This is a genomic window from Arthrobacter sp. B0316-1-20, from assembly GCF_059091865.1.
In genome coordinates this window covers 148,540-172,020 of the sequence record NZ_JBNHHC010000009.1, presented here as the reverse complement: position 1 = coordinate 172,020, position 23,481 = coordinate 148,540, and the positions used below count along the sequence as shown (strand labels likewise).

At 67.4% G+C, this 23,481-nt stretch carries 20 protein-coding genes; 7 read left to right on the top strand and 13 right to left on the bottom strand.

Annotated features, from left to right (window positions below):
* Nucleotides 1-3: 3 nt before the first annotated feature.
* Together AC5RW2_RS16815 and treS are read left to right on the top strand one after the other, a co-directional pair.
* Entirely contained in the window at nucleotides 4-498 is a 495-nt protein-coding gene (locus tag AC5RW2_RS16815; RefSeq protein WP_494002198.1) for a MarR family winged helix-turn-helix transcriptional regulator, read from the top strand.
* Nucleotides 499-699: 201 nt separating this feature from the next.
* Entirely contained in the window at nucleotides 700-3,063 is a 2,364-nt protein-coding gene (treS, locus tag AC5RW2_RS16810) for a maltose alpha-D-glucosyltransferase (protein WP_494002199.1), read from the top strand.
* A 4-nt stretch (nucleotides 3,064-3,067) separates the two neighbouring features.
* On the opposite strand, the gene AC5RW2_RS16805 is transcribed toward treS, so the two are convergent.
* The 3 genes from AC5RW2_RS16805 to AC5RW2_RS16795 form a co-directional block, all read right to left on the bottom strand.
* The gene (locus AC5RW2_RS16805) at nucleotides 3,068-3,943 is read right to left on the bottom strand and encodes a hypothetical protein (RefSeq protein ID WP_494074328.1); all 876 of its coding nucleotides are present in this window, start codon (nucleotides 3,941-3,943) and stop codon (nucleotides 3,068-3,070) included.
* Between the two features lie 102 nt (nucleotides 3,944-4,045).
* On the bottom strand, nucleotides 4,046-4,393 hold the full coding sequence (locus AC5RW2_RS16800) for a GNAT family N-acetyltransferase (protein ID WP_494002200.1): 348 nt from the start codon (nucleotides 4,391-4,393) through the stop codon (nucleotides 4,046-4,048).
* 34 nt (nucleotides 4,394-4,427) lie between these two features.
* Nucleotides 4,428-5,441, bottom strand: a complete 1,014-nt coding sequence (locus AC5RW2_RS16795) for a pirin family protein (RefSeq protein WP_494002201.1) — start codon at nucleotides 5,439-5,441, stop codon at nucleotides 4,428-4,430.
* A gap of 84 nt (nucleotides 5,442-5,525) precedes the next feature.
* Here AC5RW2_RS16795 and AC5RW2_RS16790 point away from each other — a divergent pair, with 84 nt between their 5' ends.
* On the top strand, nucleotides 5,526-6,149 hold the full coding sequence (locus tag AC5RW2_RS16790; protein ID WP_494002202.1) for a DedA family protein: 624 nt from the start codon (nucleotides 5,526-5,528) through the stop codon (nucleotides 6,147-6,149).
* Between the two features lie 44 nt (nucleotides 6,150-6,193).
* Here the strand turns inward: AC5RW2_RS16790 and AC5RW2_RS16785 are convergent, their stop codons facing one another.
* From AC5RW2_RS16785 to AC5RW2_RS16775, 3 genes are all read right to left on the bottom strand, one after another.
* Nucleotides 6,194-7,468: an ArgE/DapE family deacylase gene (locus AC5RW2_RS16785; RefSeq protein WP_494002203.1), complete on the bottom strand. Its 1,275-nt coding sequence runs from the start codon at nucleotides 7,466-7,468 to the stop codon at nucleotides 6,194-6,196.
* A 135-nt stretch (nucleotides 7,469-7,603) separates the two neighbouring features.
* On the bottom strand, nucleotides 7,604-8,932 hold the full coding sequence (locus tag AC5RW2_RS16780) for an MFS transporter (RefSeq protein WP_494002204.1): 1,329 nt from the start codon (nucleotides 8,930-8,932) through the stop codon (nucleotides 7,604-7,606).
* Nucleotides 8,933-9,118: 186 nt separating this feature from the next.
* Nucleotides 9,119-10,315 (bottom strand): helix-turn-helix domain-containing protein, encoded by a 1,197-nt coding sequence (locus AC5RW2_RS16775; protein ID WP_494002205.1) that lies wholly within the window; start codon nucleotides 10,313-10,315, stop codon nucleotides 9,119-9,121.
* Nucleotides 10,316-10,477: 162 nt separating this feature from the next.
* Here AC5RW2_RS16775 and AC5RW2_RS16770 point away from each other — a divergent pair, with 162 nt between their 5' ends.
* Nucleotides 10,478-12,172, top strand: coding sequence for an amidohydrolase (locus AC5RW2_RS16770; RefSeq protein ID WP_494002206.1), 1,695 nt, complete (start codon nucleotides 10,478-10,480; stop codon nucleotides 12,170-12,172).
* The gene (locus AC5RW2_RS16765; RefSeq protein ID WP_494002207.1) at nucleotides 12,169-13,422 is read left to right on the top strand and encodes a M20 family metallo-hydrolase; all 1,254 of its coding nucleotides are present in this window, start codon (nucleotides 12,169-12,171) and stop codon (nucleotides 13,420-13,422) included. The genes AC5RW2_RS16770 and AC5RW2_RS16765 overlap by 4 nt, the downstream gene beginning before the upstream one ends.
* Nucleotides 13,423-13,449: 27 nt before the next feature.
* Here AC5RW2_RS16765 and AC5RW2_RS16760 read toward each other — a convergent pair whose 3' ends face one another.
* The 4 genes from AC5RW2_RS16760 to AC5RW2_RS16745 are packed head-to-tail and all read right to left on the bottom strand — an operon-like array spanning nucleotide 13,450 to nucleotide 17,260.
* Nucleotides 13,450-13,890: an ATP-binding protein gene (locus tag AC5RW2_RS16760; RefSeq protein WP_494002208.1), complete on the bottom strand. Its 441-nt coding sequence runs from the start codon at nucleotides 13,888-13,890 to the stop codon at nucleotides 13,450-13,452.
* Nucleotides 13,883-14,215 carry an STAS domain-containing protein gene (locus tag AC5RW2_RS16755; protein ID WP_494002209.1) on the bottom strand — a complete coding sequence of 111 codons (333 nt, stop codon included), beginning with the start codon at nucleotides 14,213-14,215 and terminating at the stop codon, nucleotides 13,883-13,885. Before AC5RW2_RS16755 ends, AC5RW2_RS16760 begins: the two co-directional genes overlap by 8 nt.
* On the bottom strand, nucleotides 14,199-16,151 hold the full coding sequence (locus AC5RW2_RS16750; protein ID WP_494002210.1) for a glycosyltransferase family 2 protein: 1,953 nt from the start codon (nucleotides 16,149-16,151) through the stop codon (nucleotides 14,199-14,201). The genes AC5RW2_RS16755 and AC5RW2_RS16750 overlap by 17 nt, the downstream gene beginning before the upstream one ends.
* On the bottom strand, nucleotides 16,148-17,260 hold the full coding sequence (locus tag AC5RW2_RS16745; protein WP_494002211.1) for a response regulator: 1,113 nt from the start codon (nucleotides 17,258-17,260) through the stop codon (nucleotides 16,148-16,150). Before AC5RW2_RS16745 ends, AC5RW2_RS16750 begins: the two co-directional genes overlap by 4 nt.
* A gap of 58 nt (nucleotides 17,261-17,318) precedes the next feature.
* On the opposite strand from AC5RW2_RS16745, the gene AC5RW2_RS16740 reads away from it, so the two are divergent.
* Complete coding sequence (locus AC5RW2_RS16740) at nucleotides 17,319-19,076, top strand: sensor histidine kinase (RefSeq protein ID WP_494024395.1); 1,758 nt, start codon at nucleotides 17,319-17,321, stop codon at nucleotides 19,074-19,076.
* A 205-nt stretch (nucleotides 19,077-19,281) separates the two neighbouring features.
* On the opposite strand, the gene AC5RW2_RS16735 is transcribed toward AC5RW2_RS16740, so the two are convergent.
* Entirely contained in the window at nucleotides 19,282-20,505 is a 1,224-nt protein-coding gene (locus tag AC5RW2_RS16735; RefSeq protein ID WP_494002213.1) for a glycine cleavage T C-terminal barrel domain-containing protein, read from the bottom strand.
* 430 nt (nucleotides 20,506-20,935) lie between these two features.
* Between AC5RW2_RS16735 and AC5RW2_RS16730 the strand changes: the two genes are divergently transcribed.
* The gene (locus tag AC5RW2_RS16730) at nucleotides 20,936-21,457 is read left to right on the top strand and encodes a CarD family transcriptional regulator (protein ID WP_494002214.1); all 522 of its coding nucleotides are present in this window, start codon (nucleotides 20,936-20,938) and stop codon (nucleotides 21,455-21,457) included.
* A gap of 110 nt (nucleotides 21,458-21,567) precedes the next feature.
* On the opposite strand, the gene AC5RW2_RS16725 is transcribed toward AC5RW2_RS16730, so the two are convergent.
* Both AC5RW2_RS16725 and AC5RW2_RS16720 read right to left on the bottom strand, forming a co-directional pair.
* Entirely contained in the window at nucleotides 21,568-22,251 is a 684-nt protein-coding gene (locus tag AC5RW2_RS16725) for a pullulanase X25 domain-containing protein (RefSeq protein ID WP_494002215.1), read from the bottom strand.
* 99 nt (nucleotides 22,252-22,350) lie between these two features.
* Nucleotides 22,351-23,403 carry an NAD(P)-dependent alcohol dehydrogenase gene (locus AC5RW2_RS16720; RefSeq protein ID WP_494002216.1) on the bottom strand — a complete coding sequence of 351 codons (1,053 nt, stop codon included), beginning with the start codon at nucleotides 23,401-23,403 and terminating at the stop codon, nucleotides 22,351-22,353.
* Between the last annotated feature and the right edge of the window lie 78 nt (nucleotides 23,404-23,481).

The window sequence follows — 23,481 nt, the reverse complement described above, 5'->3', positions numbered from 1 at the left end:
TGCGTGGAAGACCCGGTAGCGAAAATTTTGGCGCAGTGGGCTGCGGAACGGCCCGACCTGGACGTTTCGCCTATGGCAGTGATTGGACGGATCACCCGCGCGTCGCGGAAGGTGGACGCCGTGCTGGCGGCAACGTTCGCCCGCCACGATCTCGATTCGGCCAGTTTTGACGTCTTGGCGACACTGCTGCGCTCGGGGAAGCCTTACACGCTCAGTCCACGGGAGCTGACCCAGGCCGCCATGGTGACCTCCGCCGCCATCGCCCAGCGCTTAAACCGGCTGGAAGAGCGGCGGCTGGTCACAAGGACCAAAGACATCACGGACGGCAGGGGCAAGCAGGTTACCCTCACGCCCGCAGGGCGGGACCTCGTCAACAAGGCTCTGCCCGACCATGTGAACACCGAACGCGCCCTGCTCGCCGGATTGACTCGGACGGAACGCGACCAGCTCGCGCGCCTGCTGGCCAAGGTGGAGCAAGCGGCCGAAGCGCGCTGCTAGCCGACCGGTACGAAGTCGGCTCCTACAACGAGCACGACCGGAACGGTTCCGCGGTCCTCGTACCCGGCAGCGGTCCACTTCCTGCTGAAACCGCCCGGCTGACCGGTGGCCCGGGGTAGTGGTGGCCCCGGCCGTCTGGCAATGTTGGGGGTAGAGCCCGTCTGGAGAATTCCAGCCGTCGAGCACAAAGGAGATGACGCCATGAAGGATTCGGTTCTGCGGCACGATCCCGTCCTTGACCGCACCAACCATGACGACGGCGGTGCTGCCGCGAGGGCGGACGGGGGTGCTGCCAGGGCAGACGGGGATGCCGCCGCGGCAGACGGCGGGAACACCGCCGTCGAGCCCCTCGCCGAACCCCAGGCGCCGGACATCAGCTTTGACGAGCAGTTCTACCCGGCCCGTCCCCGCTCGCTGCGCCCCACGGCCCGCCGCCGCCAGTTCGTCCCCGGCCAACCGCCGTTCGAGCCGGACGCGCGCAACAAGGTCTATGTGGAGTGGCTGCGCAACCAGTCCATGCTGGGCGACGCGAAGGTTTTGGGGCGCCAGCTCTCCGGGCAGGCCAGCATGTGGCAGAACCCGTTCGCGTACCCGAATCCGCGGGCGGCGGTGGAGCGGGCCTCGGTCTGGTTCACGGCCTACCCGCTGTCGCTGATCACCAGGCCCGGACAGACGTTCTTGGCGGCGCTGGGCGATGCCGCGCTCTGGGAGGCCTTCCAACAGATCGGCATCAAGGCCATCCACATCGGGCCGGTGAAGCTGGCCGGCGGCCTGACCGGCTGGAACCATACCCCCAGCGTGGACGGGCACTTCGACCGCATTAGCATGGCGATCGACCCGCTGTTCGGCACCGAGGACGAGTTCCGGAGCATGTGCGGGGTGGCCGCCGAACACGGCGGCACGATCGTGGACGATATTGTGCCCGGCCACACCGGCAAGGGAGCAGACTTCCGGCTGGCGGAGATGAACTTCCGCGACTATCCGGGCATCTACCACATGATCGACATCCCGGAGTCCGACTGGGACCTGCTGCCGGATGTCCCCGAGGGCGAGGACTCGGTCAATATCGACGTCGCGACCGAGCGCCGGCTCCAGCAGGCCGGCTACATCATAGGCGAACTCCAGCGGGTCATTTTCTACGAACCCGGCGTCAAGGAAACCAACTGGAGCGCCACCCCGCCGGTCCTGGACACCGAGGGCAAGGCCCACCGCTGGGTCTATCTGCACTACTTCAAGGCCGGCCAGCCGTCCATCAACTGGCTGGACCCCACCTTCTCCGGCATGCGCCTGGTGATGGGCGATGCCCTGCATTCGCTGGTGGACCTGGGGACCGGGGCGCTCCGGCTGGACGCCAACGGCTTCCTGGGCGTGGAGAAGAGCGCCGAGGAAACGCCGGGCTGGTCCGAGGGGCATCCGCTCTCAGCGGCGGCCAACCAGATCATCGGCAGCATGGTCCGCAAGGTCGGCGGCTTCACCTTCCAGGAGCTGAACCTCAGCATCGACGACATCAAGGCCACCTCGGAAACCGGCCCGGACCTGTCCTACGACTTCGTGACGCGCCCGGCGTACCACCACGCCCTGGTCACCGCGGACACCGAGTTTCTCCGGCTGACGCTGCGCCTGGCCATGGACATCGGCGTAGACCAGGCGTCGCTGGTGCACGCGCTGCAGAACCACGACGAGCTCACCTACGAACTGGTGCACTTCACCACCAAGCACAAGGACGACGTCTACGAGCTCGACGGCGAGGAGCTCACCGGCGCGGAGCTGGCCCACAAGGTCCAGCAGACCCTGCGGGACGGGATCACCGGCGAAGCCGCCCCCTACAACCTGGTCTTCACCGCCAACGGAATCGCCTGTACCACGGCCAGCGTGATCACCGCGGTGCTGGGCATCACCGACCTGGATTCGATCACCGAAGAGCAGTCGGCCGAGATCTGCCGCGTGCACCTGCTGCTGGCCATGTACAACGCGCTGCAGCCGGGGGTCTTCGCGCTCTCCGGCTGGGACCTGTGCGGGATGTTGCCGCTGGAGCGCAGCCGGGTGGCCCGGCTGATGTCCCGGGGCGACACGCGCTGGATCAACCGCAGCGCCCATGACCTGATGGGTTTCGACCCGACAGCCGAGACGTCAACCTCCGGCATGCCCATGGGCAAGGCCCTGTACGGCACGCTGCCCGAGCAGCTCGAGGACGAAGCGTCGTTCGCCCGGCAGCTGGCACGCATCCTGGCGGTCCGGGAAGAGCACGGCATCGCCAAGAGCGCCCTGATAGATGTTCCCGACGTCTCCCATCGCGGCATGCTGGTGATGGTCCACCAACTGGTCTCGGGCGGGCAAGAGGTCACGGTCCTGAACTTCTCCGGGCAGGAAATCGCCGGTACCGTCCGCTCCGAAGCTTTGGAGCTGGGCTCCGAAGTGACCGACGCGTTCAGCGGCGAAACAATCGGCACGGTGGACGACCTGCACAGCTTCTATCTCCACCTCGGACCGTACGCGGGCACCGCCTTGCTGATCGCGCCGCCGGTTGCCGAGGCCGACGACGACGCTCCCCAGGCGGGTGCCTGATCCGCTAGATCTCCCAGTCGCCGAGCCCCTCGGCGCCGTCGCCAAAGAAACCACCGAAGCCTGCGTTGTCTGCAAAGCCCTCACCGGCGGAGGCGACGGTGTCGCCGAATCCTTCCGCGGCGCCGGCCAGTCCTTCCCCGATGCCGGAGAATCCTTCCAGCAGGGGACCGGCGATGGCCGAGCCGACGAAGCCGGCGGCCACACCGGCCAGCAGGCCGGCGCCCAGACCTCCCGCGGCGCCGGCGGCTCCGGCGGCAAGGCGGCCGCCGCCCCGCCCCGTTCCGCTCCGGCCGAGGATCCGTTCCATGAAGCCCGGCTGCGCCAGTTCGGCGCGGGTAGCGGTCCTGGCCAGCGTCTCGGGCCGGTCGGAGGCGGCCCGCTCTGCCGCGGGGAGCTGGCTGTTGAGCTCGTCCCGGAGCATCGCGCGCTGCTGCGGGGTCAACCGGTTGAAGGCTTCGGCGTGGGCCCGCTCCATGTCCTGGGGCGGTGCAGTCTGCAGCATGTACTTGTATTTCGCGATGGCCGCCTGGTCGGCGTCCCGGCCGGCGGGTTGCCCGGGCCTGCCGTCGCGAGGCTGCGGCCGGGACGGATACCTTTGACCGCCGTCGCCCCCGCCACGGTTGTACCCGCCGTCGTAGCCGCGGTCCTGCCCATAACCACGGTCCTGACCGTAGCCGCGGTTGTAACCGCCGTCGTAGTTAGGGTCCTGGCCGTATTCGCGGTTTTGGCCGCGCCCGTAGCCTGCCTCCTGGCCGTAGCCGGGTCCCCGGCCGGAGTCCTGGGGCCGCGGCGGGCGCTGCTGTCCGGTGCGTTGGGCCAATTGCTCCTTGGCGTACTGGATGGCCTTTTGCTTGCCCTTTTGGACCAGCTTGTCAAACATTCCCACGGTTCCGCTCCTTGCCTGCCCGGTGGAAGCCGGTGCACGGGGTCATCTCTCCCCGTTAAGAACTGTTGGCGACGGCAAAGGGTTCCGGCGGTCTCCCTAGCCCGCGACGCGTTCGACCGCTTGCACGTGTTCGGGCCGCACCGGGGTGGTCTGGGGCAGGTACTCCGGGTGCTTTTCGACGTAGGCCTTAATGTAGGGGCATACGGTCACCACGGACACCCCGGCAGCGGCCGTGTCATCCAGCGAGTAGCGGGCCAGGCGTCCGGCCAATCCCTGCCCGGCATACTTCTCGTCAACGGTGGTGTGGAAGAAGACACGCTCGGGGCCCGACGGCCCCTCGAACGGCAACCAGTGGGCCTTGCCGATCACCTTGCCGCCGTCCACCAGTTCGTAGCGGCGCCGTCCGGCATTGCTGCGGACGGCGATGGGGGCGTCGGCTTCCATGGTTACTCCTGATGATGGGTCGGTCCGGCAGTGCTCAGCCGCGGGGTCGCAGCTGGACGGTCGGCAGCGTCGGGGCGGGCAGCGGTGCGGGCGTCCCGTCGGGGAAGGGGCCGAACCGGGGATACGGGGCACCGTCCGGATAGGTGCCGTTTTCGGGTTCCGGCGCGGGGTCGACGTCGATCTCGGCCTGCCAGGCGGCGCGGTACGCCACGATCTCCTCATGGCTCCGGCCCACGAAGTTCCACCACATGATGATCTGCTCGCCCAGCGGCTGGCCGCCGATGAGCAGCAGCCGGGCCGGGGCGTCCCCGGCCTCGAGGACGAGGCGCTTTCGCCCGGGGGCGAGGTAAACCAAGTGGTCCACCGGGACGTCGTTTCCGTCCAGCCGGAGGTCGCCGGTATCCAGCAGGACTCCGTGTTCGAACCCGGCGTCCAAGGCGAGTTCCAGCCGGGACCCCGCACGCAGCGTGGCCTCGGCACCGAGCAGCGGAGGGGTGTAGGTGTTGACGGGAGACGTGGAGCCGGCCAGCGAACCGAAGAAGACGCGCAACTCCGTCCCCTCGCCGACGACGGGTTCCGGTGCGTAATGTTCGAACGTCGGCGGCATGTTGCGGGTCGAGTCCGGAAGGGCGAACCAGAGCTGCGCGCCGTGCAGGACGGTGGTGTCCGGCGTCGAAAATTCCTGGTGGGAGATGCCCCGGCCGGCGATCATGAGGTTCACTTCCCCCGGGCGCACGATGGCTTCAAACCCGGCCGAATCCCGGTGCGCGATCTTGCCGGAGAACAGCCAGCTGACCGTGGCCAGGCCGGTGTGCGGGTGGCGGGGAACCTGCATGCCGCCGGTACCGGACACCAGGTCGGGCCCGTAATGATCCAGGAAGCACCAGGAACCGATCAGGCTGCGCCGTTTCTGCGGCAGGGTGCGGCGGACGTTCATGGCCCGGATGCCGCCCAGCGGGACGTCACGCGGCGCCAGGACCTCCGCGTCGGCGGAGTCTGCTTCCAGTGAACAGACAACTTCCCTCGGTGCCGCCTCCAGGTTGCTCATGGCCTCAGTTTAGACGGGCGCTTGCAGCGTGCCGCCAGATGCAGCGTTGCACCTGCACCGCCGTGCATCGGGGAGGATGGGGGGATGGACGAACTCGGCGAACTGCTGCGCAGCCTGGATTACTGGTGGATCTACCCTGCCGGTGCGCTCTTCGTGACCGTTTCCGCGCTGGTTCCTCCGGTGCCGAGCACCACGCTGTTCGTCGCGCTGGGGTCGCTCTCGGTGCACTCGGACCACCTCGACCCTTACGTACTGGCGGCCGCCATGCTGGCCGGCGCGGTAGCGGGTGACGCCGGCACGTTCTTTCTGGTGCGCCGCTTCAACCTCGCCGAGCGGAAGGTGTTCTCCGGGCGACACTGGCAGTCAGGCTTCCGCAAGGCCCGCACCGGGCTGGGCCGCAAGGGGCTGCCGCTGGTGCTGACGTCCCGGTTTGTTCCCATGGGGCGGGTGACGCTCAATGTGGCCGCCGCTATGATTCCCCAGCCCGGCCGCCGGTTCCTGGCGCACTCCGCCCTGGCCGGTGTGCTGTGGTCCGCCTACTCGGTGGGCATCGGCACCGCGTCGGGCGTGTGGCCGCAGCTGTCCACCGAGTTCGCGGTGCTGCTCGCCATCGCAGCGTCCTTGGTGCTCGGGTCGCTGATCAACCACACGTTGAAGTGGTGGGAAAACCGGCAACGGATGGAGTCCCTCCAGAAGCGGGGCCGCTAGGCGGTCGCCGGCACCGGCAGGAAGCGCGGGTGCCGGCGACTGTGTCAGGCCCGCTCTTCCACGCCGCACCAGTTGGCGATGAACAGAGCGATGCTCTTGGTGATTCGACGGACCGATTCGATGGATACCCGCTCGTCGAAGCCATGGATCGCTTCGGAGACCGGGCCGTAAACAAGCGCGGGCGTGTCGGCATAGAGCGCGAAGACACGCCCGTCCAGGTAGCCGGGAGTGGTGAAACTGCCAAGCTCCTGACCGAAGACTTGCTCGTGCGTGCTCTCCAGCAGGGACTCGGCTTCGCTGCCGGGCTCCAGCACGTAGCCTTCGGAGAAGAATCCGGTTTTGGTGGCGACGGCCTTGATCGGCTCGGGGCCGGCCCCCAGCCGGGCGAGGCATTCCTGCAGTTCGTGCCAGGCCTGCTCGGCCGGGATCCCGGGGTAAATGGCCGCCCGCACATCGAATTCACACCAGGCGGGCACGCTGGAGGGCCAGTCGCCGCCGATGATCTGCCCGAAGTTGAAGTTAATGGGGTGTTCCAGGTCCTCGAAGTAGCGGTGCCGGCCCCGCTCCGCGTTCCACTTCTCCTCGACTTCGCGCAGGGCGGTGATGGCGGTATAGGCGGCGTCGATGGCGTTGAAGCCGGTGCCCATCTCGCGCGGATGGGTCGGGTTGCCGGTGACACGCACCTTGAACCAGAGCACCCCGACGTTGGCCCGGACCAGCATGTCCTCTTCGGGCTCGGGAATGATGACCGCGTCCGCCCGGTACCCGCGCATCAGCGCGGACAGGGAACCGTTGCCGGTGCATTCCTCTTCGACGACGGACTGGAAGTGGATGCGGCCGGCGGGGTCGAGGCCGGCCGCCTTGACGGCGTCGAACGCGAAGAGGTTGGCGGCCAGGCCGGCCTTCATGTCGCCGGCGCCGCGGCCGTACATCCAGCCGTCGATGATGGGAGCATCCCAGGGGGAGCGCGACCATGCCTCTTCCGGCCCTTCCGGCACCACGTCGACGTGTCCGTTCAGGATGAGCGAGCGGCCGGTTTCGGCGGCAGGCCGGTAGGTGCCGACAACATTGTCGACGTCGTCGTAGGAGACGGTGACGGGGCCGAAGCCCGGATGCGTGGCGAGCTCGTCGGGATCCAGCTGCCAGCGGTCCATTTCCAGGCCGCGGGCGGCCATCGCCGTGTGCAGCAGGTCCTGGGCGCTGCCTTCCGCGGTCCGGAGCGACGGGTGCTTCACCAGCTCCTGGGTGAAGGCCAGCTGCGCGTCGAACGCGGCGTCGACGGCATCGAGAATACGTTGGGACTGTTCGTCATTGATCATCCGAATGCTCCTTGATATGGCGCGGGGGAGCCGCCCGGCTGGACGGCTCCCCCGCGAGGTGGTGAGAGGCTGGCTTCCGGAGGCGGTGTCCACCGGAGGCCGGAGCCCGCCCCGGGGTGGGGCGGGCGTGGGGACTTAGCTGTCGGCTACGATCTGCTTGTCCTTGACCCGCAGCCGTTCGCCGAGGAACCCGCCGAGGGCCGTGAGCAGCGCGATGATGGCAAGGATCATGGCCGCGCCCCAGGATTGGTTGCCGGAGACGCCGAGCATGGCGGTGGCGATCATGGGCATGAAGCCGCTGGTCGCGCCGGCGATGTTGTAGCCCAGGGCCACGCCGGAGTAACGCAGTTTCGCCGGGAACAGTTCGGTCAGCAGCGCGCCGTTGACCGCGTACGCCACGGCGATCAGCATGATGCCGAAGGTGATGGCCAGGGTGATCAGCAGCGGGGACTTGGTGTCGATCATGGCGAACAACGGGAAGGCCAGGACGGCGGTGAGGATGCCGCCCCACATGGTGACCTTGCCCGGGCCGATCTTTTCCGCGAGCCGGCCCATCAGGATGGTGACGATGATCTGGGCGACGGCGGCGATCAGGGTGGCGTTGACCATCACGTTGCGGTCCACACCCAGGGTGTTGACGCCGTAGCTGACCACGAAGGTGGTGATCATGTAGAAGCCGCCCACGCCCAGCAGGGCGGCGAGCACGGCAACCACCAGGCGGCCGCCGGCGTTGCGGAAGACGTCGAAGGCCGGGACCTTGGAGGTCTCTTCCTGGGCCAGCAGATCCTTGAAGATCGGCGACTCCTCCACCTTGAGCCGGATCCACAGGGCGATCAGGAGCATCGGGAAGGCCAGCAGGAAGGGAATGCGCCAGCCCCAGGCGTCAAAGAAGTCGGACGGGAAGAGCAGCACGAGGGTGAACGCCGTGGAGGCCAGCAGGGTCGCCACCGGCGAGCCGACCTGGACCAGGGCGGCGTACCGGCCGCGCTTCTCGGCCGGGGCGTGCTCGACGGCCATCGTGACCGCGCCGCCCCATTCGCCGCCCACGGCCAGTCCCTGGACGAGCCGCAGGACGGCGAGCAGGATCGGGGCCGCCAGGCCGATGCTGCCGAAGTCGGGCAGCAGGCCGATCAGGCCGGTGGCGACGCCGATCATGACGATGGTGGTCAGCAGGGCGGGCCGGCGGCCGTACTTGTCGCCGATGTAGCCGAAGAGCATGGCGCCGATCGGGCGGGCTGCGAAGCCGACGCCGAAGGTGGCGAATGAAGCCAGCAACGCGGCCGTGGGATCCAGTTCGGTGAAGAACAGGCGGTTGAACACCAACGCCGCGGCCGTGCCGAAGAGGTAGTAGTCGTACCACTCGAGAGCCGTTCCGACGAAGGCGGCCCGGGCGATCTTGCCTGCGTCCTTGCCGGAGACTTTCGGCGGAGCGCCGGGGGTGTTGAGAGATTGCGGCGTCGTCACGTGTTGCCTTTCAAGCTGTGCGGGGCCGGCATCGTTGGAGGAGGCAGCGGCAGCCCGTAATTCCTATGGCCCTGAACGGAGGACATCCCGAGGTAGAGCTGTGAAGTACCTCTCGACTGTAAGGTAGTGCCATTCCCCTGAACAATGACAATACTCACCGGCTTGACAACGCTTACTTGTGCCTTTTCACAACTTGTGCCCATTTTTGTAGTCCGCGAGCGCCACGAGTGCGAGCGCTGCCTGCGCCGGAACCGTCATGTCCAGCCCGATGACTTCCTCCAGCGAATGCAACCGGTTGACCACCGTGTTTCGGTGGCAGTAAAGTTCCTCCGCGGTTTCCTTGATCGAACCGGTGCGGCCGTAACTTTGCGCCACCTGCAGCAACCGCTGGCGCTCATGCGGCGTGCAGTGGTCCAGTGCCGTGGTGACGGGGAGCGAGAATCCGGGGAGCGCCTTCTCCAGGAGGTCCCGGGCGATGGACATCCAGGTGCCCGCGATGGTGGCCAGCCCCGTATCGGCACCGTGCTTGGCGGCCAAAACCAAAGCCGCCGCTGCCGCCTGCGGAATCGCGGCCAGGCCCTCCACGCCGGGCATATAGCCGGCCGGAAATTCGGGCGGATCGTCCTGCCAGGTCCGTCCGGCTCGGCTTACCCGGAAAAGGTAGAGGGCGCCGGCGCGTTCGTAGGAGAAGGTGTGACGGTCGGCCGCCGGCTGGTCCGGCAACTTCGCCGCGGCCTCCTTGGTGACCGCAATCAGTTCAAACACGTCCGAGCTTTCTACTTCCAAGCCGGCGGCGATGTCGGAGACCTCGCCGGTGTTTTGGGTGTCGGTGTTAAAGAGCCGCGAAAGCAGCCGTTGCCGGTGCAGCTGCTTGTCGCGGGCAAGCAGGGCTTCTTCTTCCGAAAACGCCTGCTGGATGCTGCTGACATATCTCTCCACAGTGTCCAAGACCCGGTCCATGTTGGCAACGAGCACGTCGGTGCCGTGCCCCCGCGCAACGCGTTCAAGGCCTTTCCACAGGACCCGGAAGTCGTTGCGTACCGCGCTCAGGAAGGCCTCCAGCGGAACCCCCTGGCGTGCCCGGCGGGAAGCCACATCCCTCGGCAGGGACCGAAGATCGGGCGGCAACTCGAGGCCGGCCATCTGGAACAGGAACATCTCCATCGTGTCCACCGCTGTCCGGCGGACATCCTCGTCCGGAACCAACGCCCCCTCATAGGAGATGGCCGCAAAGCGCGCCAGGAAGTCGCTGACCAGTAAATCGCGTTCCTGCCACAGGCGCCGGATAAGTTCGGTCCACTGAGGTTCGGCCGACGGGTCGGGATTGAAGTCCCAATGCCGGCTGGCGTCGTGGGGGAAGGGCTCTACGCGCGGCTCGCTCATGCATCCATCTTATGCATTTGCCTAATCCTTCCGCCGGAGATGGCGTCTTTTGTCCATTGAGCGTGACATTGCTCCAGTGTTGAAATGGAGGCGGCGCCGGGCACGGCTGGCTGCGCCATCTACCGCTCCGGGCACGCCGCAGCGAAAGCACGAAGAGGACTCATGCTCGTCGATCTCCTGATCCGCAACGCCCGCATACTGACCCAGGACCCCGGACATCCGGTGGCAGAAAACCTGCTGATCCACGACGGGAAGGTGCTGGCACTCGACGTCGACCCGCAGGCCGCGCCCCGGGCCCGGAGGGTCGTCGACGCCGCCGGTGCGGTCATCGTCCCCGGCTTCAATGACGTGCACGCCCACAGCGTCTGGTTCGGGCTCGGCCTGATGGAAGCGAATTTGGGGACCGTCGCCAGCCTCGATGAGGCCTATGCGGTGATAGCCGACGCCGCGTCCACGCTGGCGGAGGACGAATGGGTGGTGGCCTCGGGGTACAGCCCGCTGCTGCACGGCGGAGCCCAGCCTGACCGCGACCGGCTCGATGCTGCCGCCGGCGGCCGCCCGGTATGGATCAAGCACTCCTCCGGCCACGCCTGCAATGTCAACGGTGTTGCACTCGATCTCATCGCCGCACGCGGCGCCGACCTTGCCGCGCCGATCGATGGCGGCGTCGTTGTCACGGATGCCCAGGGCCGGCCCACCGGGCTGCTGGAAGAGAACGCCATGCGGTTGGTGCAGGACATCATGCTGCCCTACCCGCTGGCGACCATCGAACGCGCGCTGGACCTCGCGACCACCCACTATCTGACCGAGGGCATCACCAGCGTCACCGACGCAGGCATCGCCGGCGGCTGGATCGGCTACTCACCGCGCGAGTTCGGCGCCTACCAGAGTGCACGGGACAAGGGGCTGCTGAGCGTCCGGATGCAACCCATGCTGGTTCTGGATGCCCTGCACGAGGTTCCAGGGCACGACGCAGACCCGGTCTCGCGCGGCCTCGATGCCGGCATCCGCACCGGCTTGGGGGACGACTGGCTCCGGCTGGGACCGGTGAAAATCTTCAGCGACGGATCGCTGCTGGGCAGCACCGCCTACGTCACCGAAGAGTATGTCGGCTGCCCCCACAACCACGGCTACCTGCAAATGGACGCCGAAGTGCTGCGCGCATCGTCCCTCGAGGCGTACCGCGCCGGGTGGTCCATCGCGATGCACGCGATCGGGGATCACGCCATCGACCACGCGATCGACATCATCACCGAAGCCCAGGAAACCTACGGCCACAGGCCGCTGCCCAACAGGATCGAGCACGGCGGCGTGATCCGGCCGGAGCAGCTGGACCGCATCGCCGCGGCCGGCATCGTCCTGGTGCCGCAGCCGCATTTCATCACCGAGTTCGGCGACGGCATGGCGCGGCTGCTCGGTCCGGAGCGGACGGCGACGTCCTACCCGGCCAACAGCCTGCTGCGGCGCGGCGCTACGTTGCCGGGCAGCTCGGACCGACCGGTGTCCAACGGCCGTCCGCTCGACGTGATCCAATCGTTCGTGGAGCGGCTGACCCCGTCCGGCGAGGTATACGGCCCCGACGAGCGGATCACCGCGGCCGAGGCGCTGGCCGCCTACACCGTCGGTTCCGCGGCGGCGACGGGAGCGGGGGACATCAAGGGCCGGTTGGTACCGGGCCTGCTGGCCGACCTGGTCTTTTTGGACCAAGACCCCACCGCCGTCGAGCCGTCGCGCATCGGCGCCACGCAGGTGCTGGCCACCATGGTGGGCGGCGACATCCGCTTCGGCGCGGAGAAATTTCCGGCACTGGAATCCGCTGATGCGGCGACGGCGTCGACGGGGGAGGAAGCACGATGAGCACGACCGGCCAGGAATTTCTTGACGACTTCGGTGCCATGTCCGGGTTCGGCGCGACCGCCGGCGGCGGCGTGGACCGGCAGGCCGGTACGCCGGAGGACCATGCCACCCGCCGGTGGTTCGGCGAGTGGCTGGCGCGGCACGGCTTCACGGAAAAGGTAGACGCCGCCGGAAACCAGTTCGGGACCCTTGAACTTGTTCCCGGTGCTCCCTATGTCTTGCTCGGCTCGCACCTGGACTCCCAGCCGTTGGCCGGGCGGTACGACGGCGCCTACGGCGTGTTGGCCGGGGCCCACGCCGCGGCCCGCGTGGCGGCCGAAGCTGCCGCGGGCGGGATCGACCCGGTCTACAACGTGGCCGTGGTCAACTGGTTCAACGAGGAAGGCAGCCGCTTCACGCCCAGCATGATGGGCAGTTCGGTTTTCACGGGGAAGCTGCCCCTGGAAGAGGCGCTGGCCACCGCGGATCCGGCCGGGACGACGGTTGCCGCGGCCTTGGCCGCCGGCCACCGCACCGCCGACGACGGCGCCCCCCGGCTCGCCGACGTGGCCCGTTACGCCGAGATCCATATTGAACAGGGCCGGAGCCTTGAGGAAACCGGCGCGCAGGTCGGAATCGTGGACCGCACGTGGGCGGCGAGCAAGTACCGCGTCACGGTGGACGGGGAGCAGTCGCATACCGGCTCCACCCGGATGGAGGACCGCAGGGATGCCCTCTACGCAGCCGCCCTGGTCATCTCCGCCGCCCGCGACCTCGCCGCGGAGTTCGCCCCCGGCCAGCTGCACACCTCGGTCTCCGAGATGTACGTGTTGCCCAACTCGCCAGTGACCATTGCGCGCCAGGCCGTCATGAACCTGGACCTGCGGTCGCCGGATGAGGACGTCCTGGCCCGCGCCATGGAATTGCTGGACAAAAGGATCGCCGAGGCGGAGGCCGTGTCCCGGACGACGGTCGGTTTGGAGCTGACCCACCGGTGGGGACTGGTGTCCTACCAGCCCGCGGGCGTGGCGCTCGGCATCGCCAGCGCGGAGCGGCTCGGGTTCAGCCACACGGATATCATGACCGTGGCCGGCCACGACTCGACGAACCTGAAGGACGTTGTGCCGACGGTCATGCTCTTCGTTCCCAGCGTCGAAGGGATCTCCCACAACGAGGCCGAATTCACCCGGGACGACGACGCCGTGCGCGGCGTGGAACTGCTGACCGAGGTCGCGCGGCGGCTGGTCGCCGGGGAGCTCGCGGCCGGCTAGGAGCCGGTAAGCAGCCGGACGGCGGCTTCAGGCGCTGTCCTCGGAGGCATGGCGGCAGAGGACCCATACGTTGTCCTCGCCGTGGCGCTCGAAGGTGACGGTGCTGACCAAGGCATGGATCAGGTTGAGTCCGCGCCCTGACTCCGACTCGTCGTCGACGTCGTGCTCTTGCGGGTTCGAGATGCCGGGGCTGGAAGGTGCTGCGCCGATTTCGGAAATGCGTGCTTCCAACCGGCGGGACCAGATGGTGATCTCAACACCGAGCTGGAGGGGAGTTTCGGAAGCAGGGACGGCGTGCTGGACCACATTGGTGGCGGCCTCGATCACGGCAGTCGAGAAGGCCATCCGGTCCAAGTCCGGAACGAAGTCGGCTTTCGTCCACAGCGCCTCGAAGTCCTCGTGCAGGGCCTCGACGGTTTCGGCCGTGGCCAGCCCCTGGCGTGTCGTTCGGGCGAGGACCTCAGTCATCGGAAAACGCCGCGTCGACGCTCTGGTAAGGAGTCAGCACGCGGTGCATGCTGGTCAGCTCAAGCACCATCCTCACCTGCGGCTGCACGTTCGCGATGCGGAGGTCGCCCCCGGCTTGCCGGGCGATCTTCAGGCAGCCGATGAGCGCCCCGAGGCCGGAGGAGTCCATGAACTCCGTACCCGCCATATTCACCACCACATGGTGGTTTCCTTTAGCCACGACGGCCGCGACAACTTCCCGGAGGCGGGGTGCTGCGACCATGTTGAGCCGGCCGCTCCCGATGACTTCGGCATAGGCGGGCGTGGTCTCAACGGTGAACTGCATCCACGTTCCTTTCGTCGGGCTTGAACCCTTTGTACCTGACGGCCTTGACCAGCACGCCCAGAATCAGCAAATCAAACATAACCCAGGCCACGTTCACCAGCGTGCCCACGGGTTCGTTCAGTCCGGCCGCCAGTCTTGCCGCGCCCGTCAGGAGGGCAGCAACCAGCAAAGCCATGGTGACCAGCTGGGGTGTGATCAGGTTCCAGCTGCTCCCCCCGGATTGGCGGGCTTTCGGAGTGACGGCAAAGCCGAGGGGCCGTCCCAGCCACACGTTGCGGGCCGCCGTCGTGCAGGCCTTGATCCAGGTGGGGAAGAGGGCGAGGCTGTACTGCTGCCCGCGCCAAGTGCTGACGCCCTTGCCCACCACGGCGAACAGCAGTTGGTTGACCACCATGAACGGGATGAACCGGATGAAAAAGTCCGTGCTCAGGCTGTTGACGGGGAGGATGCCCAGGGTGAGGTAGACGATTGGCGCGGCGAAGTAGATCACCGCGGCAAAGCCACTGAGGTAACTCCACATCGTGGAGAAGTACATCAACCGTTGGCCGAGCCTCAGCCCGCGTTGCGCCAGCGGGCTCTCGCGCAGCATGACCTGGACGGTGCCCTGGGCCCAGCGCAGCCGCTGGGTCAGCATGGTTTTGAGGTCCTCCGGGGCCAGGCCGTGGGCGAGTACCTCGTGGTGGTAGACGCTGTGCCACCCCATCGAATGCAACCGCATCGAGGTCGCCATGTCTTCTGTCACGGAGATAGTGGCCAACGGCATCACCGGCTGGGCCTCGTCGGGGCGTTCTATCGAGACGGCGTCCAGCACCGCCTGCACTGATCCCAGCGCCCCCAGCGGCGACCAATCCCGCCGGGACATCCGCTCGACCGCGCCGTCCAATTCGTCCGGCTCGGGCACACCGGCCGTGCCCCCGAGTTCCATGGCGGCGATCTCGGCCAGGTCCGCTTCCACGGCCGCGAAGTTCTCGGCAACCAAGGACCGCACGGCGTCGTCGACCTTCTTCCGGAGGTCATAAGTGATTTCGCTGAGCGACCCGCCGCTTCGGAGGCTGGCGCGGGCCGTGTCGGTGGCGGCCTCCACGTCGTCGAGCAGCATTGCCACGAGTGGATCTGCCGCCTCCGGGGACCTTCGGGCCTTGCGGATGGCACTTCGCGCCCCTGCGAGCGCGCGGTGAACCCCGCGGTCGACTTCGGTGACATAGCCGGCCAGGCCCAGCTGCATCAACGCTTCGCGCCGGAGCAGGGCATTGGAACCGCAGAAGAACGCTGCGTTCCAGCCGTCCTTGCCTTGCTGAATGGGCCCGTAGAACAGCGGGGCCTGGCTGCCCAGCGGATCGTCGGCCGGAACGTTGCTGAAGTACTGGGGGGTCTGGACGAGGGCGACCCTGCGCTGGTTGAAATACCCCAGCGTCTTGTCCAGAATGTCAGGCCGGGGGACCTGGTCGGCGTCGAGGATCAAGAGGAATTCCCCGTGGGTCATCATCAGCGCGTTGTTCAGGTTGCCCGCTTTGGCGTGCCGCGGCTTGTCCGCCCAGTCACCGGTGCGGGTCAGGTAGCCCAGCCCGTGGCGGGCGGCCAGTTCGCCCAGCTCCGGCCTGGCGCCATCGTCCAAAATCCAGGTGCTGTGGGGGTAACGGATGTCCCGCGCCGCCAGCGCGGTAGCCATGACGAGGTCCAGCGGCTCGTCGTAGGTGGTGATGAAAACGTCGACGGTGGCGTCCGCAGGCGGTGGCGGCGCTTTGCGCTCCCGGAACCGCCAGACCGTTAAACCAAAGAGTCCGACGTCGATCAGGCTGTAGGTCTCGGCCAGCACCAAGGGGACGGCTATCCACCACGCCGACCAGTTGAGCGAGTCGAGCCATCGCCACGCGAGGTAGTTGGTTCCGAGGATGACCGTCAGAACCACCAGCAGCCGTATGGCAAAACGTTTCACAAGGGTACCGGGCTGTCCGCCGGGCACCGGCGCAGCATCACGGCGGTGATGTCGTCCGCCACCGCGGCGCCGGCCAGGTCCAACACGGCATCGCAGACGTCCCGGACATCGTCACCGGAGCTGGCAACGGCGGCCACCGCGTCCATGGCTGCATCCACCGAGTCGAAGGCGTCGAGAAGCCCGTCGCTGAGTACAAGGAGCGATTCGCCGGGCTCCAGCAGCAGGCGGCTTGCGGCCCACGTGCTGCCCGGGACGGCACCGACGGGCGGGCCACCGGAGGGCAGGCGGCGCAGGCCGCCGTCGTAGAGGTGCAGCCCAAGCCCGTGCCCCGCGTCCACGTAGTCGACCGTTGAGTTCCCCGCGTCCAGCCTGGCGTGAAAGATGGTGACGAAGGAGTCGGACTGGGCCAGGTCGCTCTCGAGCGACTGGCTTGCCGCCTGGAAGGCCGGGACGATGTCCGCGTGTCCGTGGGAGGCGCGCAACACCGCGCGGACCGTCGCGGCGATAAGGGCAGCGCCCATGCCCTTGCCCATGGCATCGGCGACCGTCAGTTGCAGTCCGTTTTCCGTGGCGCACCAGTCGAAAAAGTCCCCGCCCACGCTTCGGCTGGGCCGGCAACGGCCGCCGATCTCATAGCCTTGAAGTCTCAGGGGCTCGGCCGGCAGAAGGCTGCGCTGAACCTCGGCTGCGCGTTTCTGGTCTTCGCTAGGAATCGCCTCAACGGGTTGGGATCGCGGGCGGCGGAAAAGCGCTCCGATTCTTGCCTGGAGCTCCCGGGGGCTGAACGGCTTGCTGATGTAATCGTCGGCGCCCGTGTTCAACCCGCTGAGCCGGTCCAGCTCCTCAGCGCGCGCGGTAATCATCAGTATGTAGGCGTCGGAAAAGGTCCTGACTTGCCGGCAGACTTCAATGCCGTCTAAATCGGGCAGGTTCAAATCCAACGTAATGAGGTCGGCGCCGCCGTTGCGGACCAGCTCGAGGCCGTCCCGCCCGTTTTCTGCCTCCGCAACCGTGAAGCCTTGGTCGGAGACGATTTGGGCCAGCAACCGGCGGATGTCCGCGTTGTCCTCGACTATGACGGCACGGCGGTTGCTGGGGGCAGCTGGCATGCTTTCATTAAGGCGGTTATCTTCCCGTTTGTCACATCCGTCACTGCAGAATCCGCCCGTGACGACGATATTGGAGTTCGCCGCCATGGAAAAAATCCTCGACCTGCTGACCCTGCATCGGGTAAAGTTCCACGACCTCTCACTGCGCGGGCGGGTAGTGCTGAGCCAGTTGCCGCTGTCCATCACCATGCTGTTCCTGGGGGTGGGCACGTGGCTTTTTTCTCCCCCGCTCCTGGTGGATCCGCTCTTTGAACTCAGCATGGTGCTCAACGCGGTACTGCTGGCGGCGTGTTTCCTCGTTCCATGGGAGAAGCTGCCGTACCCGTCGTTCCTGATCATCCCGCTGCTGGATTTCATTCCGATCGGCCTGCTGCGCGAAGGCGCCGGGTCGCTCCTGACAGGGGTAGGGCTGCTGGCCGCTTTCCCGGTGATCTGGCTGGCGGCCTCCGGACAACTGCCGCGGCTGTCCGTCATCGGGGGCGCGCTGGCCGCCCTGGCGATGGTGTGGATTCCGGTGTTCCTCAAGCAGCCTGCCGTCACTTTCGATGCGTTAATCCACCCGCTGCTCATCCCCTTCATGATGCTGGCCATCGGAATCACCGTCCGGGTCATGACCGCGAGCATGCTGGAACAGCAGCAGGTGGTCGAGGCCAAGGACGCAAGGCTCCGCGCGCTGCTGGAAGCCAGCGACAAGCGCGAACGGCTCCTGTCAGCCGTCGTCAACGCCGTGAACGTGGGGGTCCTGGCCGTCGATGAGGACGGCAACCCGACTCTGCGCAACCGTCGGCAGGAAGAGCTGCGCCGCCTGGCGCTGCCGCCGGGCGACGAGGACGCGCCGGAATCCAGGCTCGAGCTCTATGCCGACGGAGGCAAATCGCTCATGCCCGTCCAGGATCGGCCCATCCGCCGCGCACTGCGCGGCGAGTCGTTTGCCGAATACCTGGTCTGGTTCGGCCGGCCCCCGCGGCAGCGGGTACTCTCCGCGTCCGCCCAGGCGATGGTCGACGGCAGCGGCCGGCGCGAAGGCTCCGTCCTCGCCTTCAACGACGTCACGGAACTGGTGTCCGCGCTGGAAGCGAAGAGTGATTTCCTGTCCAGCGTGTCCCACGAACTGCGAACTCCGCTGACCTCCATCCAGGGGTATGCCGAGTTGCTGGCGCTGACGCCGGACTTGCCGGAGAACATGGCGGCAGGCCTGGACACCATCCTCCGCAATTCGCACCAGTTGCTCGCCCTGGTCAAGGATTTGCTGGGGACGGCCGCCGGCTTCTCCGAGCTGCAGCCGGTTCCTGCGGATCTCGGGGATATCGTGGCGCAGGCCGTCGCAGCAGCAGAACCCCGGGCCGCCGCCGGCGGCATCACGCTCGCCGTACAGGCGCCGCCTGCCCTGCGGGTGGTCTGCGACCCGGCGCGGGTCCGGCAGGTGTTGGATAACCTGCTGTCCAACGCCATCAAGTACTCCCCGCAGGGCGGTGACGTCACGGTCAGCTGCACCGGCGGCGACGAAATGGTTCGATGCGAGGTGGCTGACCGGGGCATGGGGATGGGCGCCGAGGAAAGCCGCAACGTCTTCACGCGGTTTTTCCGCAGTCCCGCCGCCCGCCGAAGTCCCATCCCGGGGCTGGGCCTCGGACTCGCCCTGTCCAAGGACATCGTGGAACGGCACGGCGGCAGCATCAGCTGTGAGAGCGAGCCCGGCCGGGGCAGCGTCTTCACGTTTACCCTGCCCGTCGCTGGGCCGCCCCGGGACGATGAATCCGAAGCCGATAAGACCAGCGTCCAAGGCGCCACCGCCGGCGCCCGGCAGGAGCCGTAACCCCGCCGCCCTGCCGCAACCTGATCGTGCAAAACATCGGGCACGCCACCACGCTGCCCGCCAGCTGCCGGGTCGGCTTCTTCCCGCTCAAGCTCACCGCAGCGGACGGCGCCCCGGTGCGCGACGTCGCCTGGACGTAGCTGCGAACGACGGCGGGGCCCGCCTTTTACAGGTGGGCCACGCCGTCGTTGTGGTTTTGGCGGTTTCAGTCCTTGGGTGTGGACTTGGCGGGGTCGACGAAGGGCTTTTGGACGACCTGGCCTTCGCGGACTCCCTCGGGCGTGTGGATGGACAGCGTGGTGCCTTCGCCGCTGAGGTCGATCGGCACCATGGCCAGGCCGATGTTCCGTTCCAGTCGCGGGGAGTGGCAGGCGCTGGTGACCTCCCCGATGGGGGAGCCGTCGCCGACCGAGACCGGGAACGGCTCGATCATGGAGCCGTCGTTGTAGCTGCCCAGCGGCTCGCCGCCGATCTCCACGCCGACCATCAGCCGGTCGATGCCCTTCTCCCGGATGCGGCCGAGCGCTTCCTTGCCCACGAAGTCCGCTTCCTGGTCCAGATCCACCATCCAGTTGTAGTCGTAACCAACCTCCAATGGGTTGGTGCCGAGCGTGATGTCGCACCCGTAGGCCAGCATGCCCGCCTCGATCCGGCGGATGTGGCAGGGACCGATGACCCGCAGGTCGTGCGCCTGCCCGGCTTCCCAAACCGTGTCCCAGAGGCGCCCGGCGTTTGCGGTGGCGTTGTAGAGGTAGATCTCGTAGCCGACTTCGCCGGTGTAGCCGGTCCGGCTGACCACCACGTCCATGCCGTTGAGGGTGTGGTGCTGCATGTAGTAGTACGGCATGTCCAGGATCTGCGGGCCGAACAGGTCGGACATCAGCCCCTTGGCCTTCGGGCCTTGGACCTGGACGGGCGCCACGTCCACCTCTTCCACGGTGACGTCCCAGCCGCCGGCGTGCGCCAGGCCCATGGCCCACAGGTGCACGTCGCTGTCCGCCAGCGAGAGCCAGAACTTGTTCTCCTCCACGCGCAGCAGGATGGGGTCGTTGATGATGCCCCCGTCTGCGGCGGTGATGAAAGCGTACTTGCACTGGCCCACCTCGCACTTGGTCAGGTCCCGCGGGGTGAGCATGTTGGTGAAGTCGAAGGCCTGCGGGCCGCTGATCTGCAGCTGCCGCTCCACGCCGACGTCCCACAGGGTGACGTCGTTCAGCAGCGACCAGTACTCGCTGACCGGATCGCCGTAATGGCGCGGGTGGTAGGTGTGGTTGTACACGCTGTAGGCCGCGACGCCGTGCTCCCGCGACTTCCAGAAGTAAGGGGACTTGCGCAGCCGCGTGTAAAGGGTGACGGCCGGGTTGGGGTTAACGCGGGACGAATCGGTGCCGTTGAACTGGGCGGAGCCAGAATCGAGAATCTCCGACATAGGGGCTTACTCCTTCGAGGTTCTGGCGCCAGCCGGACCTGAAGAGTTGCGCATGATGCGCAACTTTGCGCCATGTGAGACTGCCATGGTGGCAGTCGCTCCGCCGGGGAGTCAAGGGGCAGCGCCAACCGGTTGCGCGGCGCCGCGGCGCCCCATCTGCCGGCGCGCGCCCCCGGACTCGAGGGGTCCCACCGGTTGGTACTCCCGGGGACATCAGGCGCACGCGTGAGATAATTGAGGCAGCCAAGCTCGCGGGTTTGGGGCGGGTCCATCCGCATGGATCCGAGCCGGTCCGCGTGCTCACAATATCGAAGCTCCGGTCTGCTGGCCGCGGTTTCGGTCCGTGGGACGACCGTCTGGCGCGAGGGCCCCGGGGCGCTCCGTCCACTGATGTCGAGTGTGGCGCTCGTGCGAATCAGAGGACTCTTAAATGCTGTTTGCTGAAGGTCAAACCCTTGTTCACCCACACCACGGTCCGGCCGTTGTCCGAGGCATCGGGACCCGGCCCCTGCGGCAGGACGCGGAATGCCGCTACGTCATGCTGGAAGTTAAGAACTCGAACCTGACGGTCGGTGTCCCGCTGGAGCGTGCCGAGCAGGTCGGCCTGCGGCCGGTCTTCGACGAGGGACAGCTGGAGGCACTGTTCGACGTGCTGCGCGCCGCCTCGCGGGAGGAGGATCCGCAGTGGTCCCGGCGCTTCAAGGACAACCAGGAACGGCTCCGCACCGGCGACATCTTCGTGATCGCGGGACTGGTCCGCGACCTCGCCCGGCGCCTGCACGCCAACGGCAACATGTCCCATGCCGAGAAGGACATGCTGCAGTACGCCAAGAAACCGCTCGTCACCGAAATTGCGCTGTCCAAGGGCATTGACCTGCAGGAAGCCGAAGAGGTCCTCGAGTCCGTGGCGACCGGTTCGGGGCCGGAGGTGGAGCACCTGGCCGGCGCCTGAACGACGACGACGCGCAGTGCGACCGTGCATGGGGTCCCTGCTTGGCGAGGGCGGGCTTGGACGACGGCGCGTATGACGGGCGGCGCGCATGACGCGCTCATCACGAAGGGTCAGGCGCGGACCAGACGGGACGTCGCGGCCAGGTCATGGATGGCGTGGTCGTACGCGATGGTGAGCGCGCCGCCGTCGTGCTGGAACTCGTGGTTGGCGCCGTCAAGCACGCCGTACGCCCCGTAGTTTTCCTCCCACGAGCGGTTCAGTGCGAACTTGAAGTTATACCGGCCGGCGGGCAGCTCGGCGTCCAGCTTCCACAAGCCGTCCGTGGCGTCGAAGCGCATCTGCACCGCCCCGTCGGCCGGGTCCCAATCTTGGTCGGCGCCGAGCAGCACGCCAAAGTCGCCCACCACGGCGACTCCAGCAGGTTGGTCGGCGGGCAGGGCGGGCTCCGCCGCCGGCGGCGACGGTTCCGGCAGCGGGGTTCCCGCCGCGAGGGCCGCGGCCAGTTCGGCCGCATCGGGAAAGGCGGTGACCGCCCGCAGCCCCTCCTCGGTGATGGCCCACCCGCCGCGGCCCTTCGACATCCAGCCGGCTTTCACCAGCCGCGCGGTCGCCGTCGTCAGGTTTTTGAAGCCGCGGGGCACACCGCCGCTCAGCAACTCCTTCTCGTGCGCGGTCGGCGGTACGCGCCGCAAGGCCTCGCTGATGACGTCCCTGGCGTCAGGCCGGGTGCCGGTTGCGGCTGCCGCCGCCAGAATCTCGAGGACAGGTTTGAGACGCAGATGGGTTTTGAGCATGGCCGTGGCTCCTTCGCGGGGCTGCCGGAACTGGTGACGCTCCCAGTCTGTTACCCGGCCATGCCGAGCACCACTATTTGGCGTTGTGTGTCGGCTCCCCTAGACCTTGATGACCACCTTGCCCCGCACCTCGCCGGCCTCCAGGCGGCGGAGTGCTTCCGGCATCTGCTCCAGCGGATAAGTGTGGTCGAGCACGGGCTTCAGCTGCCCCGAGACGATCAGCTCACTCAGCCGTTCGAGGTCCGAAGCCGCCTGTCGGGCCATGAACATGACAACACGCTGCCGGTTGAAGAGGGACAGGATCATTCCGCCCAGCGGCCTGAACAGGCCGCCCGTCCAGCGGTCGCCGTGCTCGCCGCCGACGATAACCGCCGTGCCGTCCGCTGCAAGGGCCCGGCGCACGCGCGACAGGGACGGGTTCCCGGCGATGTCCACGATCACGTCATACTTGTGTCCTGCTGCCGCAAAGTCTTCGCGGGCGTAATCGATGACGGTCCCGGCACCGAGGCTCCGCACCAGCTCCGCCTTGGCTGCGCTGCAGACGCCGGTGACCGTGGCGCCCAGGGCCGTGGCTATCTGCACGGCGTAGGTGCCGACGCCGCCGGAGGCCCCCGTGATGAGTACGCGGTGCCCGGCCTGTACGCGGCCGGCGTCCCGCAGCGCCTGCAGCGCTGTCACGCCGGAGACCGGAAGGGCCGCTGCCTGCTCGAAAGTCAGGTCTGCCGGCTTTCGGGCCAGCAGCGACTCCGCTGCCACCGCAAATTCCGCGAAGGAACCCTTGCCGAAACCGAAGACTTCGTCTCCGATCGAAAATTTCGTGACGGCACTGCCTACCGCCGCAACCGTTCCCGCGACGTCAAGCCCGGGGACCGGGTTCTTCGGGGACTTCCACCCGGAGACGGCGCGGACCGGGTACGGCAGGCCGGTGGCCATGTGCCATGTCCCGCGGTCCAGGCCTGCGGCGCGGACCTTGATGAGGACCTGGTTTTCGCCGACCTCCGGTACTGCGATTTCTTCGGGGTGCAGGGCATCGGTGACTCCGTACCGGGTCTGCACTATCGCGCGCATGGTGGGTCTTGTGGGGTCGGGGGAGCCGCTGCCGGGAACCGGCTGCGTGTTCGCGGCCGAAGGGGTGGATTCTGTTGGTTCCATGGGACTTCCTTCTCGAGGACGTGGATGACGTGGAGCCCAAGTACTTCGTACAATGTACGAAGCTACCGTACAATGTAC

Bases quoted from the DNA above. Each gene is read 5' to 3' on its own strand.
- treS (WP_494002199.1), top strand. From the start codon at position 700: ATGAAGGATTCGGTTCTGCGGCACGATCCCGTCCTTGACCGCACCAAC.
- AC5RW2_RS16805 (WP_494074328.1), bottom strand. From the start codon at position 3,943: ATGTTTGACAAGCTGGTCCAAAAGGGCAAGCAAAAGGCCATCCAGTAC.
- AC5RW2_RS16800 (WP_494002200.1), bottom strand. From the start codon at position 4,393: ATGGAAGCCGACGCCCCCATCGCCGTCCGCAGCAATGCCGGACGGCGC.
- AC5RW2_RS16795 (WP_494002201.1), bottom strand. From the start codon at position 5,441: ATGAGCAACCTGGAGGCGGCACCGAGGGAAGTTGTCTGTTCACTGGAA.
- AC5RW2_RS16790 (WP_494002202.1), top strand. From the start codon at position 5,526: ATGGACGAACTCGGCGAACTGCTGCGCAGCCTGGATTACTGGTGGATC.
- AC5RW2_RS16785 (WP_494002203.1), bottom strand. From the start codon at position 7,468: ATGATCAATGACGAACAGTCCCAACGTATTCTCGATGCCGTCGACGCC.
- AC5RW2_RS16775 (WP_494002205.1), bottom strand. From the start codon at position 10,315: ATGAGCGAGCCGCGCGTAGAGCCCTTCCCCCACGACGCCAGCCGGCAT.
- AC5RW2_RS16770 (WP_494002206.1), top strand. From the start codon at position 10,478: ATGCTCGTCGATCTCCTGATCCGCAACGCCCGCATACTGACCCAGGAC.
- AC5RW2_RS16765 (WP_494002207.1), top strand. From the start codon at position 12,169: ATGAGCACGACCGGCCAGGAATTTCTTGACGACTTCGGTGCCATGTCC.
- AC5RW2_RS16760 (WP_494002208.1), bottom strand. From the start codon at position 13,890: ATGACTGAGGTCCTCGCCCGAACGACACGCCAGGGGCTGGCCACGGCC.
- AC5RW2_RS16755 (WP_494002209.1), bottom strand. From the start codon at position 14,215: ATGCAGTTCACCGTTGAGACCACGCCCGCCTATGCCGAAGTCATCGGG.
- AC5RW2_RS16745 (WP_494002211.1), bottom strand. From the start codon at position 17,260: ATGCCAGCTGCCCCCAGCAACCGCCGTGCCGTCATAGTCGAGGACAAC.
- AC5RW2_RS16735 (WP_494002213.1), bottom strand. From the start codon at position 20,505: ATGTCGGAGATTCTCGATTCTGGCTCCGCCCAGTTCAACGGCACCGAT.
- AC5RW2_RS16730 (WP_494002214.1), top strand. From the start codon at position 20,936: ATGCTGTTTGCTGAAGGTCAAACCCTTGTTCACCCACACCACGGTCCG.
- AC5RW2_RS16725 (WP_494002215.1), bottom strand. From the start codon at position 22,251: ATGCTCAAAACCCATCTGCGTCTCAAACCTGTCCTCGAGATTCTGGCG.
- AC5RW2_RS16720 (WP_494002216.1), bottom strand. From the start codon at position 23,403: ATGGAACCAACAGAATCCACCCCTTCGGCCGCGAACACGCAGCCGGTT.